The sequence below is a fragment of the Clostridium sp. UBA5119 genome (genome assembly GCF_002414285.1).
GTDB classification, from domain to species: Bacteria; Bacillota; Clostridia; order Clostridiales; family Clostridiaceae; genus Clostridium_J; species Clostridium_J sulfidigenes.
The window spans coordinates 12,081-27,459 of sequence record NZ_DHYX01000035.1 but is presented as its reverse complement, the minus strand read 5'-3'; the positions used below and the strand labels follow the sequence as shown (position 1 = coordinate 27,459).

Genomic DNA, 15,379 nt, shown 5'->3' with positions numbered 1-15,379 from the left:
TAGACAAGGTGAAAAAGACTTTAATATAAAGGCTAATTTAATCTTATCTTGCTTAAGACATAATGGTGCAAATAGTGCATCTACAGTAGTTGAAGCAGGAAAGAAATTCTTAGGAAAAGGTGTAGTGGCTATAGATCTTTGTGGAGCAGAAAATGAAGGTTTTGCTAAGGAGTTTGTAGATGTTATAAAGGTAGCTAGAGAATATGGCTATAGAGTTACTATACATGCAGGAGAAACAGGTATAGGAGTAAATGTGGTAGATGCTATAAAACTACTTAAAGCAGAGAGAATAGGTCATGGAGTAGCAATAAGAGATCTTAAGGAAGCTTATGACTTAGTTAAAGAAAATAATGTAACCTTAGAAATGTGTCCAACTAGTAATATGCAGACAAAAGCTGTAAAAAGTTATGAAGAGCACCCATTGTTTAAATTTTATAAAGAGGGCATAAGGGTTTCTTTTAATACTGACAATAGAACTGTTTCTGCTACTAATGTAACTGGTGAGTGTGAAAGTATAGGTAAGGTTGTAAATATGACCTATGAAGACTATAAAAAGATATACATGGATTCTGTAGATGCTGCATTTACTACAGAAGAAATTAAAGAATATTTAAAAACTTTAATATAAATTAGTTAGATTTATAATTATTATATTAAATAGCTATAATCTTAATTTTTTTAAGATTATAGCTATTTATATTTTAATTCCTAGATTTAAAAGTAGATTTAAATATAATAATTACTATTAATATAACAACGGAGGTTAAGGCTATAGTACCTCCAGGAGCACAATTTAGTATATATGAAAAAATAAGACCTAATATTATATCTATAAATCCAAAAAGGATAGACAGTAATAGAGTGGGTTTAAATCCTTTATCTAGTTGAAGAGCTGTAGCTACAGGTAGTGCAATCATTGATGACATTACAAGGATACCCATTATACGGATAGAGACAGAAATGGTAGCTCCAACAAGTAAAGAAAATATATAGTTTACTGCTTTTACATTTATACCAGAAATTTTAGCACCTTCTTCATCAAAGGTAGTATAAAGAAGCTTATCATATAAAAAGTATATAACTACAATAGATATACAACTAAGAATAACCATAATAATTAAGTCTGCCTTAGTAACGGTTAATATGCTTCCAAATAAATAGCTATTCACGTTTCCAGAAGCTTTTCCAGTGCTTATAAGAGTAATTCCTATACCAACACTAAAGGTTAGAACTATAGAAAGAATAAGTTCTGCGTATTTTTTGTAGTAGTCTCTAAGAAATTCTATGGATAAACCACATATGGTTGTAAATATAAATGCACATATTATTGGATTAAATCCCAGTACTAGTCCTATAGCAACACCAGCAAAGGCAGAGTGGGCCAAGGTATCACCCATCATGGAATGTCTTTTAAGCACTAAAAATACTCCTACCATAGGACATAGTATGGATATGAATATGGCTGCTAAAAAGGCATTTTGCATAAATTCATATTGAAACATTAGAAATCCTCCTTATGTACTCTTTAGATGTATATAGAGTTCCAAAGCCATTCTCCATGGTAAGGATATGGGATGAATTTTGAAGAGCTGTTTCTAAGTTATGCTCTACAGATATAACAGTAACTCCATTCTTTTTATTTAAAGAGGTTATAAGCCCATAAATTTCTTTCATGCTTTTACTATCAACTCCAGTGGAAGGTTCATCTAGAATTAATATATCTTCATTAGCTAATATAGCTCTTGCAATAAAAATCTTTTGTTTTTGACCTCCAGATAAGTTTCCAATAAGAGAATTTTTATACTCAAGCATATCCACTTTCTTTAGGGCTTCAGTGATTGATTCTTTATCTTTAATTTTAAGAACATTTCTATGGGCATTAAGCATTTCCCAAACAGTTATAGGAAAAGAACTATTAAAACTTTCGACTATTTGAGGAACATATCCAATTTTTTTAGAGGTTAAATTAATACTTCCTTTTTGAGGAGTAAGTAGATTTAAAATTAGCTTTATTAAGGTACTTTTACAACTACCATTAGCACCAATTATAGATACATAACTTTCTTTAGCTATGTTTAGTGAAAGATTATCAATAATGTAGGGCTTAGAATTATTATATGAAAAACATAAGTCTTTAATTTTGATCATTAGTATTGCTCCTTTCTACAATTATAAGTCTAGCCATAATTATACATATTATAGCTATAGTATAAATAAATTAAAATAAAAATTATGTATGAGTGAATGATTTTTCGTTAATATGACAATATTTAAAAATGTAATATATGTAAATTATTAACACTGACCTAGTACATAATAGTTGTAGGTCAGTGTTGATAATAAAATCGAATATGATATAATTATACTACTTATGAAAATCATTTTCAATTGAAGGAGAGAAAATTATGAAGAAATTAAAGGTTTTAGGAGCATTAACTTTGATAGTAGTTATGTTAACAGCATGTTCTAATAGAGAGTCAAAGAATAATGAAGAAAAGGACAACACAATAAATATTGTTACTTCCTTTTACGGTATAGAGGCTTTAACTGAGGAGATAGGGGGAGATAAGGTTAGCATAGAAAGTGTTATACCAGAAGCTATGGAGCCTCATGACTTTGACATTAAAGCTAAGGATATGAAGGCCATAGAAGAGGCTGATATATTCATTTATAATGGAGCTGGCATGGAATCGTGGATTGAGGATGTAGAAGCAGCTATAAGTGGAAAAGAACTAATAGTTGTAGAAGCTAGCAAAGGTGTGGAACTTATAAATGCTGATGAAGAATCTGAAGAACATGAAGAACATGAAGGACATAATCATTCAGGAAAGGATCCTCATACTTGGCTTGGGTTAAGTGAAGCGAAGATTCAAGGTGAAAATATTAAAAATGTTTTGGTAGAAAAGGATGCTAAAAATAAAGAGTATTATGAAGAAAACCTTAAGAAATTTAATGAAAAAATAGATAATATAATTAAGGAGTATAATCCAAAGTTCAAAGAACTAGCTAATAAGAATTTTGTTACAGGTCATGCAACCTTTGGTTATTTATGTAGAGATTTTGGTCTTATACAAAAGAGTATAGAGGGGGTTTTTGCAGAAGGAGAACCATCACCAAAGGAATTACAAAATCTTATGGAATATTGTAAAGGGAATAATATAAAAACTATTTTTGTTGAAGAATTAATTAGTACTCAGCTTTCAGATACTTTAGCTAAAGAAGTTGGAGCACAGACTAAACAAATATATACTCTACATAGTAACGAGGACGGAAAATCTTTTTCTGATGTTTTAAAATACAATGTAGAAACTATATACAGTGCTATGAATAATAAATAATTATATAATGCAAAAAAAGGCGTGTACTTTATAGTATACGCCTATAATTTTCCGTGAAAAAACTTTAATGCTAGTTGTAAATAAAGAACTATAGTATATAATAATTATATAATTTACGAATAAGGTTGGAAGGATAAAAAAACATGGGAAAGAAGATTAGTACATGTAAATGCAATGAAGGACAAGAAAAATTAGTAGAGGAATTAAAAAAAATTATTGGTGATGAAAATAAAATAACAGAAAATATGTGTATAGGTGCATGTAATTTATGCAGTCACAAATACATTGCCAGGGTAGATGGAGTACTTGTAGAGAATGAGAGTTTAGATGAGGTTTTAAATTCTATTAAGGAAGAAGTCCATAGAATTTAATTTTAAAAATAAATTATGAATAAAAAATAATTAAATTTAATAAAATTGCACATAATATTATCACTTCTGATATATCACTATTGATAATGTACTCAATAGTGATATATAATAATAATAGAACAGATATAGGAGTGATAAATATGGAAAAAATAGCTTTAATTACTGACAGTGCTAGCGACATTACTAAGGATATAGTTGATAAGTATGATGTAAAGGTATTACCTTTTAAAATAATATATAGGGATAAGGAGTATAGTGATGGAGTAGATATTACATCTAAATATGTATATGATACTTTAGAAACTAATGCACCAACCACTTCATTACCTTCCATGAGAGATATGGAGGAAATGTATGATGAATTAAAAAAAGAAGGATATACTCACGCAATAGTAGTAACAATTTCTTCAAAACTATCAGGATTTAATAATGCCATTAAACTAATATCAGAGGATCATCCTGAGATTAAGACCTATGTTCATGATTCTAAGTCTATATCTAAGGGAGAAACTATACTTATTGAAGAGTCAGCAGAAATGATTAAACAAGGAAAAAGTTTTGATGAAATAATATCAGAACTTCCTAAAATAACTGATAGAATAAATATATACTTTGTTATAGGAACCTTAGAATATCTTATAAGAGGGGGAAGAATTGGAAAGGTAGCTGGAACTATAGCTCAATTTTTAAATCTCAAACCAATTGTAAGTGTAGATAAGGAAGGAGAGTATTATACTTATGCAAAGGTTAGAGGAAGAAAACAATCTTTGAATAAAATTTATGATGTTGTAGTATCAAAATTAAATGATAAAAAATATGATATTCATATAATGCATGGTGAAGCAGAGGCAGAGGCTATGACATTGTTAGATAAATTTAAAGCTCATAAAAATGCTAACTTCGTAAATTTCGGAGGTTATCTAAGTCCAGTATCAGGTGTTCATTCAGGACCAGGATTCATAGGAGTACTTATCTATGAAAAGGAGTAGGTTGATATGGTGGAGGATGAATTAGGGAGAGATTTAAATGATATAAAAGCTGAAGAAAAGAAGCTTTATGAAGAATATAAAAGAAAATTACAAGAACTTAGAAAGGTAAAAACAGAAAATGAAGCAGTAGGCCAAGTGTTTACTAAAGGATTATTGCCAATATACACATTATATATATTGGTTCAGGGGCCTACTAATGGAAATGATATATCTCATCAAATAGGAAAGCGTACTAATGGATCTTGGATACCTAGTACAGGTGGAATATATCCATTGCTTAAAAAACTGGAGAAACAAGGATTTATTGAAGGTAGTTGGGTNNAGAAAAAAAGTCTCAGAAGATATATAGGATTACAAATAAAGGAATTGAAGAGTTTGAACATAAAAAAAAGTTATTAAAGTCAAAGATAGAAGAGGCACTAGAAGTATTTAAGATAATAAAAAAAGATTTATATGATTAAAAGGTTCCATAAGCTTATTAGCTTATGGGACTTTTTCATTAGTAACATAGTAAATCTATTTCAATATACAAAAGTTTCGTATTTCGAATTAAATATATTGAAATAAAAGGTAATTTCTTGTATTATATATGTAGTATAAATTTAATTATTTCTAAAATTATAGGGGAGATTTATAATTTAGGGGGGAAATATGGATAAAATTAAAGAACTATTAAAGTATGCAAAGCAATATAAGAAACGATATTTTATAGGGATATTTTTTCTTATACTAGTAGACTTTTTACAACTTGTTCCACCAAAAATTCTAGGTTTTTTAACAGATAGTTTTGCCTTAGGAAGTGCTAATAAAAATACTTTAGTCAAATCTATAGTATATATATTAGTTATAGCATCTGTTATAGCTATTGGAAGATTTATGTGGAGAATATATGTAAATGGTACTTCAAGAAAAATAGAGTACGATATAAGAAGTAAATTTTTTAAGCATCTACAAGGATTATCTTCTAATTTTTACAATGAAAGAAAAACTGGAGATCTAATGGCTTTAGCAACAAATGACTTGAATGCTGTAAGAATGGCACTAGGTCCTGGCGTTATCATGTTTTTTGATGCAGTAGTATTGACTATTGCCACTATTATTATAATGCTAACTATTAATGTACCACTTACCTTGTTATCACTAATCCCACTTCCTTTTGTAGCATTTGTATCTCAAAAATTTGGTAAAAGAATACACAGAAAATTCACAAAGGTACAAAGATGCTTTTCAAAACTTACAGATATAGTTCAAGAAAATTTTTCTGGGATTAGAATAGTTAAATCTTTTGTTCAAGAGGAAAGGGAATATGAAAAGTTCATAGAAGAAAATGATAAAAATTTTCAAGTAAATATGGAGTTTATAAGAATTTGGGGAGTATTTTTTCCTTTGATAGAATTTATTTCATCCTTAAGCTTTGCATTACTAATAGTAGTGGGGGGAACTTTTGTAGTTTTGGGGAAAATATCTCTTGGGGACTTTGTGACCTTTAACATGTATCTTGGAAATTTAGTTTGGCCAATGATGGCTATAGGACAAGTAATTAATAATTTACAAAGAGGATTTGCATCCCTTGAAAGAATAGAAGAAGTCTTAAATACAAAACCTGATATAGTAGATTGTTGTACATCATATGTGGATAAATTACAAGGTGATATAGTTATAAAGGATTTAACTTTTAGCTATAATAATACAATAACACCAGCTCTTAAAAATATAAATTTAAGAGTAAAGCAAGGAGAAACTCTTGGGATTGTGGGTAAGACTGGAAGTAGTAAAAGTACTCTTATAAGTTTATTACTTAAACTCTATAATGTGGAAGATGAAAAGATTTTTATAGGAGATAAAGATATAAATAGAACATCTTTAAATAGTCTTAGAACTAATATTGGGTTTGTATCACAGGATCCTTTTTTGTTTTCCACTAGCTTAGCTGAAAATATAGGACTTGCATTTCATGAAGTAGATATTGAAAAAATACATGATGCAACTAAAAAGGCAGATATTTATGATAATATAATAGACTTTCCAAAGAAGTTTGAAACTATAGTGGGAGAAAGAGGAACTACTCTTTCAGGAGGTCAAAAACAAAGATGTTCTATAGCTAGAGCTCTTATTAAAGATCCTGATATTCTAATTTTAGATGATTGTTTATCAGCAGTAGATGCAAAAACTGAGGCTATAATTCTTGAGAATTTAAAAGGTGTAATGAAGAAGAAAACTTCTATTATAGTATCTCATAGAATTTCAGCAATTAAAGATGCTCATAATATCATAGTTCTAGAACAAGGGGAAATTGTTCAAGAAGGAACACATGAAGAACTTAAAAATATGCCAGGAATTTATAAAGATATATATGAAAAACAACAGATTGAGCAAGAAATTATGGAAGAGGAGGAGATATAATTATGGAAGACTTTAATCAGGAAGATGAAGTATTAGATAAGCAATATGACTCCCTTTTGATGAAAAGGCTCTTAAAATTTGCATTGCCATATAAAGGCTTAATGGGAATAGTAGTAATTATAATGTTTTTAGTGGTGTGCTTAGATTTGTCTGTTCCCTTCATAATAAAAAATGTTATAGACAATAATATTAATCCTTTAAGTGGAAAATATTCTATTATAGAAGAAGCTGAAAATAGTTCCATAGCCATAGGAGATAAATATGTAGTAAGGGGAGAAAGAGATGGATCAATAAGAGCTTCAATAGTATATAATGAGAATAATGAGCCTTATATTATAGAGGGTGAACCAAGGAAAAACACAGCCTATGAAATATCAGGTGAAAAGTTTTTTCAAGATAACAATGAATTTAAAGCTCATGAAATAACTATAAAAGATATAAAAGTATTAAGAACTAATGATTTAGATTTGATAAAGTGGAGTGCTATTATAATATTGCTAATTTATATAGTAATATTTATACTAAACTATATTCAAATTTATTTGTTACAGTATACTGGTCAAAAGATTGTATATAATATAAGAGCTGCAATATTTAAGCATGTAGAGAGTTTATCATTATCTTTCTTTGATAAGAGTCCAGTGGGAAGATTAGTAACTAGAATTACAAATGATGTAGAAACCTTAAATGAAATGTACACATCTGTGTTAGTATATTTAATCAAAGATTTATTTCTTGTTAGTGGCATTGTAATTGCTATGTTTCTATTAGATATAAAATTAGGAATAGTATCAATTATAACCCTTCCATTAGTAGTTGCTTTAACCTTTATATTTAGAAAATATGATATAGAAGCTTATAGGAAAGTAAGAACTAGATTATCTAGAATTAACTCTAATTTATCTGAAAATATAAGTGGTATGAAGACTGTGCAGATATTTGGAGTTGAAAGTAAAAAGTATAGTGAATTTGATGAAATTAATACATCATATTCCACAGCTGCAATGGAACAAATTAAAGTATTTGCTATATTTAGACCACTTATGGATATGACTTATCAATTAGCTCTATGCATATTAATTTGGGTTGGTGGTACAGCAGTTCTAAATTTAACAATAGAATTTGGAGTGTTATATGCATTTGTAATATATATACAAAAACTATTTCAACCAATATTTGATTTATCTGAGAAATTTGATATACTTCAGTCTTCTATGGCTTCCTCAGAGCGTATATTTATGTTATTAGATAATGATTCTATAATTAAAAACCCAAAGGAGCCTAAACATATAGGACGTGCCCAAGGAGATATTGAATTTAAAAATGTTTGGTTTGCCTACAATGATGAAGATTGGGTATTAAAAGATGTAAGTTTTAGAATTAGAAAAGGTGAAACGGTAGCCTTTGTTGGAGCAACGGGAGCAGGAAAAACCTCAATAATAAGTCTCATAACTAGACTTTATGATATTCAAAAGGGCGAAATTCTGATAGATGGAGTTAGTATTAAAGAAATGTCTAAGGACGAACTTAGAAAAAATGTAGCTACAGTGCTTCAAGATGTATTTCTATTTGCTGGTGATATAAAAGGAAATGTAAGATTAAATAATGAGAATATAACAGATGAAGAGATTGTAAAAGCATGTAAATATGTAAATGCAAATATATTTATTGAAAAGTTACCAGATAAATATAATGCTGAGGTTAATGAGAGAGGAACAACTTTTTCTCAAGGTGAGAGACAACTGATTGCATTTGCTAGAGCATTAGCTTTTAACCCGCCAATTTTAGTTTTAGATGAAGCTACAGCTAACATAGATACTGAAACAGAAAGTTTAATTCAAGATGCTCTAAATAAATTAATTAAAGGACGAACTACTATAGTAGTAGCACATAGATTGTCAACTATTAAAAATGCAGATAAAATTATTGTAATGCATAGGGGTAGGATACGCGAAATTGGAAGTCATTCAGAACTATTAGAGAAAAAAGGGCTTTATAGCAATTTGTATAAATTACAATATGCAGGACAATAATTAAAGTAGGTAAATAAAAATTAAACGTAAAGGCTAGCTTGTGAGCTAGCTTTTACGTTAATGTGGAAAGAGTAATTAATAAAGATTTAGAGACTAAAGAAACAAAATTTATATATTTAAATAACTTATTCCATCTAAAGGAATTAACATCTGTGGTGTTGGGAAATTAGTAACTAAACCAATCAAATAAAGAGTATAGTATTTATCTGATTTTAGATTTATATTGGGAACATATAACATATCAATATCTGTATTAGCTAATTTTAATAGCATAGTATATCTACCAATAGGTAGTTCAATATAATTTCTTATGTCCTTAAAGTTTACATTTTTATAAAGTACAGTACCATTAGAAAGAACTACATCTACAGGTGGAATATTTTCAATAAACTGAGCAATTCTAATTTTAGCTTTGCCGTCAGTTGTAGAGGTTAATGGAGTCTCATCCACAGGGTATAAGCTTAACATTCTTCTTTGCATGTAAGCTACAATAGTAGTTACACTTTTGGGTGCTATAAAAATATCTACATCTGCCAAGGGAAAATCAGTATTATTAGCTCCATATACCTTTATGTTATAAGTTCCAGAAGGAAGTTTAATATAGCTTGTAAAATCTCTATATTCAAGATTAGGTATTGTTAGTTTATCATTTACATAAATATCTACATCAGGGGCTCTAGCTGCAATGTGAGCAACTCTAACATAGGCTGACATATTATCTTCAGAATTGATCATGTCATCTACTCTTGTAGGAATATTAAAGGGAACATTAATATATTGCATTATATACCTCATATAAAAATATTATCAAATATAGTATATGAAATATAATTAGGGAATGTTACAAAAGGGGATTCAATATAAAATCTAGTATACAATTATCCATAAATACCTTTATAATTACATACTAGATTTCTATTGGGTTTATATTATTTAAAACATATCTTTTTTTCTAAGATAATAGGTAACTGCTAAAGTTATTAATCCTACAATTATACACATATACAGAAATCCATCAGAGGCATTGAAAAAAGGTATTCCACCTACATTCATACCTAAAAGACCTGATATTAAAGTTGGAATAGAAATAACTATAGTTACAGATGTTAAGTATTTCATAACTTGGTTTTGATTATTAGAAATTATAGAAGCAAATACATCCATAGTACCAGTGAGGACATCACTATATATACTACACATTTCTATAGCTTGACGATTTTCTATCATAACATCATCTAAAATATCTCTATCCTCATCATATTTTGTAAGGATTTCCTGCTTTAAAAGTTTTTCTAAGGTTAAATCATTAGATTTCAAAGATGTAGAGAAATATACTAAGGATTTTTGAAGAGCAAATAATTGAATTAATTCTCTGTTTTTTAAAGATTTATAAAGGGTTTTTTCAACCAAAAGACTCTTTCTATTTATTTGTCTTAGGTATAATAAATAGTAATTTGATGCTCTATATAATATTTGAAGCATAAATCTGACTTTCTTAAAAGTATAAAATGAAGAGATTTTTTCAATGGTAAAATCTGATAATACAGGACTGTTTTTAAGACATACAGTTATAATTACGCTTTCAGTATATATTATTGCTAATGGATATGTATCGTAAGTTAATGAATTATCATCCATTTCAGTGAATGGAATATCTATAATTACAAGAGTAGCATTATTCTCAAATTCTATTCTTGAACCTTCTTCTTCATCTAAGGCAGCTCTTATAAAATCTTGAGGAATGTTAAGTTTTTGTGTAATTAGAAGAACTTCTTCATCGGATGGATTAATCATACTAATCCAAGAGCCATGTTCTATAGAATCGATTTCTGTGAGACGGCCCGAGGTATCACTTTTAAATATTGTAATCAATGTTATCACCTCATATAATAAAACTCATGAATATATTTTAACACTATATTTCTAATTGACAACTGTATATTTAAAAGTAATAATTATTATAGTACAAATAATTTAATTTATAATCATAATTTTGAAAAGTTAGAATTATAATATTAATATTAATGTTGTTATTGAAAATATAAATTTATGATAATATTAAATTATTGTATTTGTAGGAGGTCTTTTATGGCAATAGAAGAATTGCTATTCATAGCCTTAGCAGTTTCATTAGACGCTTTTGGTATTGCAATAGCTATTGGCTTAAATAGAGGGGCTAAGGCAAGACAAAAGTTTTCTTTTGCAATTTCTTTTGGTTTTTTCCAATTTTTGTTTTCTATTTTAGGAGGATTTGGTGGTAAAATATTTACAGAGAATATTGCTTCCGTCCCTGCAGTTATGGGGGGAATAGTAATTGCAATAGTTGGTATACTTATGATAAAGGAAGGTATGATAGAAAAAGAAGAAAGTATTGTCATAACCTTTAAAATGTACTTCATTTTAGGGATATCTGTGAGCATTGATGCAATAGTAATTGGATTTATTGCTTTCTCAAGGATAGAAAGTATGGTAACCTTAACACTCTTTACTGCTATTGTTGGTATGATAACATTTTTTATGAGCATATTAGCATTTATAATAGCAAAGTATCTAAGAAAAATCCATATATTAAGAAAATATGCTGATTACATAGGAGGCATAATTTTGATATTATTTGGATTAAAGATGATTTTCTTTTAAGGAAAGGATGATTAAAATGATAGAAACATTAAAAAACTTAAAAAGCTTTGAGGCAATCAAATTTTTTAAAGAGATGAATGAAATACCAAGAGGTTCAGGAAATGAAAAGGCTATTAGCGATTGGTTAGTTAAGTTTGCCAAGGACAGAAATTTAGAAGTTATACAAGATGAAGCACTAAATGTTATTATTAAGAAGCCAGCTACTAGTGGTTATGAAAATGCTCCAATAGTGATTTTACAAGGGCATATGGATATGGTTTGTGAAAAAAATCAAGGAACTGAACATGACTTTGAAAAGGATCCAATAGAATTTATTATTGATGGTGACTTTATAAAGGCTAATGGAACTACATTAGGAGCGGATAATGGTATTGCTGTAGCTTATGCTCTTGCAATTCTTGATAACAAAACAATAGCTCACCCTCCTATAGAAGTATTAATTACTACTGAAGAAGAAACAGGAATGGGTGGAGCTACAAATTTAAATCCAGAACATTTAAATGGAAGAATATTAATAAATATAGACTCTGAAGAAGAAGGAGTACTATTAGTAAGTTGTGCAGGAGGAGTTAGACTTAAATTCTCTGTGCCAACAAATTATGAGAATATAGAAGGAAACTATAGTTCATTAGCTTNNCGGACACTCTGGTATGGAAATTAAGAAAGAAAGAGGAAATGCCAATAAAATGATGGGTAGATTCTTAATGGATCTTAATTCAGTTGTAGACTTCAAATTAGCATCTTTAAATGGAGGAGCTAAAATGAACGCTATTCCAAGAGAAGCAGATGCGATTATAGCTGTAAGACCAGAAGATATAGTTAAAGTTGAAGGAAAAGTAAAAGAATGGTCCTCTATATTTATAAATGAATTACAAGGTATAGATGATGATTTGAAATTAATTTATGAAGTTACTAAGTCTGTAGATAAAGTATTCTGCGATGATACTAGACAGAAAGTAATAAGAACATTATTCTTATTACCAAATGGAGTTCAAACTATGAGTATGGCAATACCAGGGTTAGTACAGAGTTCTACCAATGTAGGTGTGGTAACTACTACTAGTGAAGCTGTAGAATTTGACAATGCAGTTAGAAGTTCAGTAGCTTCTTTAAAAAAATCAATTGTAGATCGAATGACAGTACTTGCAGAAATAATGAATTGTGTTATAGAACTTGAATCAGATTATCCTGAGTGGCAGTATAATCCAGAATCTAAAATTAGAACTGTATTTGAACAAGTTTACGAAAATAAATTTGGTAATAAAGCAGAAATATCTGCAATTCATGCAGGACTTGAATGTGGATTAATTGGAGATAAATTTAATGGGAATATAGATCAGATTTCCTTTGGGCCAAATATTTTTGATGTTCACACACCAGATGAGCATGTAAGTATTTCTTCACTAGATAGAATGTATGATTACTTATTAAGTGTATTAGCAGAAATAAGATAGGAAGAACAAATGCTCCCCTTAAGGTAACGATAAATATTATCTTAAGGGGAGTTGTTTATTGTTGTATATTTATGGTTACTAAGGTATACTAAAATAGTTGTGTTTATGGGAAAAATCAATTGTTATTAGGAGAAATCTCAGATAGTTTCCATTTGCCAGATTTATGTTTTACCAAGTGAAGATTATAAGTTGTGGTTTTATATGGGCTTTTTCCTTCTATGCCATTCACTTCCACTATACATATATTACCATCTGAAAACTTAATCTTAAAGTCTTCTAGGGAATATAATTTATATTTATTAAAAATACCAGAAGTGGAGTATTTTTTTATAGCATAATCTAAGTTTTTACATTTAAAGTTAGTGTAACTAAAAACAATTATAAAAATAGTAATTATAATAATTAAAGATATGAGGGAAAGAGTTTTGAATTTTTTAAGATTTTTTACAAGATTCATAATTCACACTCCTTTAAGGATATAATCAATTATAGCATTTAAAGTAATTTATGTAAATAAATTACAAATATTAGGAGGGTATGATAATGGATTTTTCTGCTATTGTATTAATGGAAAAGGATAAAGAGACAAAATTTTTTACAAGAGAGCTTGGAAGCTATGAGGTTAACGAAGGTGCAGAATATATTACTAAACTATTTTATGATGGTGAAAAGGTAAATTTATATTTTGATACTAATAAAGATGTAGAAGAGTGGGAATTTTCAGCCATATATGATTTGTTCGATGATGAAAGTTTAATTGATTTGGTTGACTCTATAGAAATTTATGATGAGGAATTTAATCCTACATGGATTGTTACTTTTGATTACGATGAAGATCATAATGTGCTAAATAATAGATTAAACAATGTATGTACAAGAATTAAGGAAGCTTTAGAAAAAGTTTTTATTGATATAAAAGGAAAATGTGAGGAATATCAATAGTACATAATTGGGGGAGAATCATGAGATTAGAACATATATGTAGAGTTAATGAATCAGATATACTTGGTAAACATGTATATGGGGATGATGGAAGAATATTGTTAAAAGCTGGTATGAGTCTTAGCAGTGTATACATAAAAAGACTTGAAGAGTTAGGAGTATATTATGTTTATATTGAGGATGAACGATTAGAAGATATAGACATAATAGATGAAAAACTAATAGTACTAAAACAAGCCACTATGAAAAGTTTAAAGAATATATCAAGGGGTATAGGAAGTATAGTCGGTTCATGTGGAGATGAATATTTAGAAAATATGGATCAGTTATTGAATTATATAATGGAAATTGAAGATGTGAATAAATGTTTAAATGATGTAAAAACTCATGATAACTATACATTTTTACATAGTATAAATACTGGAATTATGTCAGTGTTTTTAGGAATGAGCCTTGGAATGAAAAAGTGGACAGTACGAGAATTGGGTATATGTGGAATGTTACATGATGTAGGAAAAATAAAAGTGCCTGCAGGTATAATTAATAAAAATGGCAAGCTTTCTGATGAGGAGTTTGAAGTCATGAAGAAACACCCAATTTATGGTGGGGAAATATTGAGTAAAAATTATAAAATTCCAGCTAGTGCAATTGAAGGGGTAGAGCAGCATCATGAAAAAATTAATGGAAAAGGGTATCCTTATGGATTGCAAGGGGATCAAATTTCAAGATTTGGTAAGATCGTAGGAATATGCGATGTATATGATGCGGTAACTAGTGATAGAAGCTATAGAAAAAAGTTTGAGCCTAATCAAGCTTATGAGCTTATACTTTCTGGATCAGGAAGTCAGTTTGATGAAAAATTAGTACGCACGTTTAAAGAAACATTTTCAGTATATCCATTAGGATGTTGTGTTAAACTTTCTAATGGAGTAGAAGGATATGTTATAAGTCAGAACAAAGGATTCCCTGATAGGCCTATAATAAGAGTACTATATGATCATAAAACTAGAAAACCAGTAAAATTTTATGAAATTAATTTATTGGACAAAATTAATTTAATTATTCAATGTGTAATTTAATAAATATATGGATTGAGGGATGTACTGTTTTTAATTATGCTGTATAATTGAGGTATGTCCTTTTGGTTTTAATATAGAAATTCGGTGTATTTATAAACATATTATACCTGATGACTACCAGCTCTAATAC

At 28.8% G+C, this 15,379-nt stretch carries 13 protein-coding genes and 3 pseudogenes; 11 read left to right on the top strand and 5 right to left on the bottom strand.

What is annotated here, in order from left to right:
* Positions 1-628: pseudogene (locus B2671_RS04455) on the top strand (adenosine deaminase); the annotation flags it as partial.
* Positions 629-701: 73 nt separating this feature from the next.
* On the opposite strand, the gene B2671_RS04450 reads toward B2671_RS04455, so the two are convergent.
* Both B2671_RS04450 and B2671_RS04445 read right to left on the bottom strand, forming a co-directional pair.
* The gene (locus tag B2671_RS04450; protein WP_346869333.1) at positions 702-1,502 is read right to left on the bottom strand and encodes a metal ABC transporter permease; all 801 of its coding nucleotides are present in this window, start codon (positions 1,500-1,502) and stop codon (positions 702-704) included.
* Positions 1,489-2,148: a metal ABC transporter ATP-binding protein gene (locus B2671_RS04445; protein WP_346869332.1), complete on the bottom strand. Its 660-nt coding sequence runs from the start codon at positions 2,146-2,148 to the stop codon at positions 1,489-1,491. The genes B2671_RS04450 and B2671_RS04445 overlap by 14 nt, the downstream gene beginning before the upstream one ends.
* A 257-nt stretch (positions 2,149-2,405) precedes the next feature.
* Between B2671_RS04445 and B2671_RS04440 the strand changes: the two genes are divergently transcribed.
* The 6 genes and pseudogenes from B2671_RS04440 (at position 2,406) to B2671_RS04415 (ending at position 9,134) form a co-directional block, all read left to right on the top strand.
* Positions 2,406-3,338, top strand: coding sequence for a metal ABC transporter solute-binding protein, Zn/Mn family (locus B2671_RS04440; protein WP_346869331.1), 933 nt, complete (start codon positions 2,406-2,408; stop codon positions 3,336-3,338).
* A gap of 143 nt (positions 3,339-3,481) precedes the next feature.
* Positions 3,482-3,709, top strand: coding sequence for a DUF1450 domain-containing protein (locus B2671_RS04435; protein ID WP_346869330.1), 228 nt, complete (start codon positions 3,482-3,484; stop codon positions 3,707-3,709).
* A 140-nt stretch (positions 3,710-3,849) separates the two neighbouring features.
* Complete coding sequence (locus B2671_RS04430; protein WP_346869329.1) at positions 3,850-4,698, top strand: DegV family protein; 849 nt, start codon at positions 3,850-3,852, stop codon at positions 4,696-4,698.
* Between the two features lie 6 nt (positions 4,699-4,704).
* Positions 4,705-5,159: pseudogene (locus tag B2671_RS04425) on the top strand (PadR family transcriptional regulator).
* A 190-nt stretch (positions 5,160-5,349) separates the two neighbouring features.
* Complete coding sequence (locus B2671_RS04420) at positions 5,350-7,101, top strand: ABC transporter ATP-binding protein (RefSeq protein ID WP_346869328.1); 1,752 nt, start codon at positions 5,350-5,352, stop codon at positions 7,099-7,101.
* Positions 7,102-7,103: 2 nt separating this feature from the next.
* Positions 7,104-9,134 carry an ABC transporter ATP-binding protein gene (locus B2671_RS04415; protein WP_346869327.1) on the top strand — a complete coding sequence of 677 codons (2,031 nt, stop codon included), beginning with the start codon at positions 7,104-7,106 and terminating at the stop codon, positions 9,132-9,134.
* A gap of 108 nt (positions 9,135-9,242) precedes the next feature.
* Here the strand turns inward: B2671_RS04415 and B2671_RS04410 are convergent, their stop codons facing one another.
* Both B2671_RS04410 and B2671_RS04405 read right to left on the bottom strand, forming a co-directional pair.
* On the bottom strand, positions 9,243-9,917 hold the full coding sequence (locus B2671_RS04410; protein WP_346869326.1) for a DUF4397 domain-containing protein: 675 nt from the start codon (positions 9,915-9,917) through the stop codon (positions 9,243-9,245).
* 150 nt (positions 9,918-10,067) lie between these two features.
* Positions 10,068-11,006 (bottom strand): magnesium transporter CorA family protein, encoded by a 939-nt coding sequence (locus B2671_RS04405; protein WP_035135590.1) that lies wholly within the window; start codon positions 11,004-11,006, stop codon positions 10,068-10,070.
* Between the two features lie 216 nt (positions 11,007-11,222).
* Between B2671_RS04405 and B2671_RS04400 the strand changes: the two genes are divergently transcribed.
* A complete protein-coding gene (locus tag B2671_RS04400) occupies positions 11,223-11,774 on the top strand; it encodes a manganese efflux pump MntP family protein (RefSeq protein ID WP_035135592.1) in 552 nt (183 codons plus the stop codon).
* A 16-nt stretch (positions 11,775-11,790) separates the two neighbouring features.
* Positions 11,791-13,228, top strand: a pseudogene (locus B2671_RS04395) (aminoacyl-histidine dipeptidase).
* A 115-nt stretch (positions 13,229-13,343) separates the two neighbouring features.
* On the opposite strand, the gene B2671_RS04390 reads toward B2671_RS04395, so the two are convergent.
* A complete protein-coding gene (locus tag B2671_RS04390; RefSeq protein ID WP_346869325.1) occupies positions 13,344-13,685 on the bottom strand; it encodes a hypothetical protein in 342 nt (113 codons plus the stop codon).
* An 86-nt stretch (positions 13,686-13,771) separates the two neighbouring features.
* Between B2671_RS04390 and B2671_RS04385 the strand changes: the two genes are divergently transcribed.
* Together B2671_RS04385 and B2671_RS04380 are read left to right on the top strand one after the other, a co-directional pair.
* On the top strand, positions 13,772-14,170 hold the full coding sequence (locus B2671_RS04385; protein ID WP_346869324.1) for a DUF6762 family protein: 399 nt from the start codon (positions 13,772-13,774) through the stop codon (positions 14,168-14,170).
* A gap of 20 nt (positions 14,171-14,190) precedes the next feature.
* Positions 14,191-15,249, top strand: a complete 1,059-nt coding sequence (locus tag B2671_RS04380) for an HD-GYP domain-containing protein (protein WP_346869323.1) — start codon at positions 14,191-14,193, stop codon at positions 15,247-15,249.
* Positions 15,250-15,379 lie beyond the last annotated feature (130 nt).

Coding starts and splice junctions, on each gene's coding strand:
- B2671_RS04450 (WP_346869333.1), bottom strand. CDS start 1,502: ATGTTTCAATATGAATTTATGCAAAATGCCTTTTTAGCAGCCATATTC.
- B2671_RS04445 (WP_346869332.1), bottom strand. CDS start 2,148: ATGATCAAAATTAAAGACTTATGTTTTTCATATAATAATTCTAAGCCC.
- B2671_RS04440 (WP_346869331.1), top strand. CDS start 2,406: ATGAAGAAATTAAAGGTTTTAGGAGCATTAACTTTGATAGTAGTTATG.
- B2671_RS04435 (WP_346869330.1), top strand. CDS start 3,482: ATGGGAAAGAAGATTAGTACATGTAAATGCAATGAAGGACAAGAAAAA.
- B2671_RS04430 (WP_346869329.1), top strand. CDS start 3,850: ATGGAAAAAATAGCTTTAATTACTGACAGTGCTAGCGACATTACTAAG.
- B2671_RS04420 (WP_346869328.1), top strand. CDS start 5,350: ATGGATAAAATTAAAGAACTATTAAAGTATGCAAAGCAATATAAGAAA.
- B2671_RS04415 (WP_346869327.1), top strand. CDS start 7,104: ATGGAAGACTTTAATCAGGAAGATGAAGTATTAGATAAGCAATATGAC.
- B2671_RS04410 (WP_346869326.1), bottom strand. CDS start 9,917: ATGCAATATATTAATGTTCCCTTTAATATTCCTACAAGAGTAGATGAC.
- B2671_RS04400 (WP_035135592.1), top strand. CDS start 11,223: ATGGCAATAGAAGAATTGCTATTCATAGCCTTAGCAGTTTCATTAGAC.
- B2671_RS04390 (WP_346869325.1), bottom strand. CDS start 13,685: ATGAATCTTGTAAAAAATCTTAAAAAATTCAAAACTCTTTCCCTCATA.
- B2671_RS04385 (WP_346869324.1), top strand. CDS start 13,772: ATGGATTTTTCTGCTATTGTATTAATGGAAAAGGATAAAGAGACAAAA.
- B2671_RS04380 (WP_346869323.1), top strand. CDS start 14,191: ATGAGATTAGAACATATATGTAGAGTTAATGAATCAGATATACTTGGT.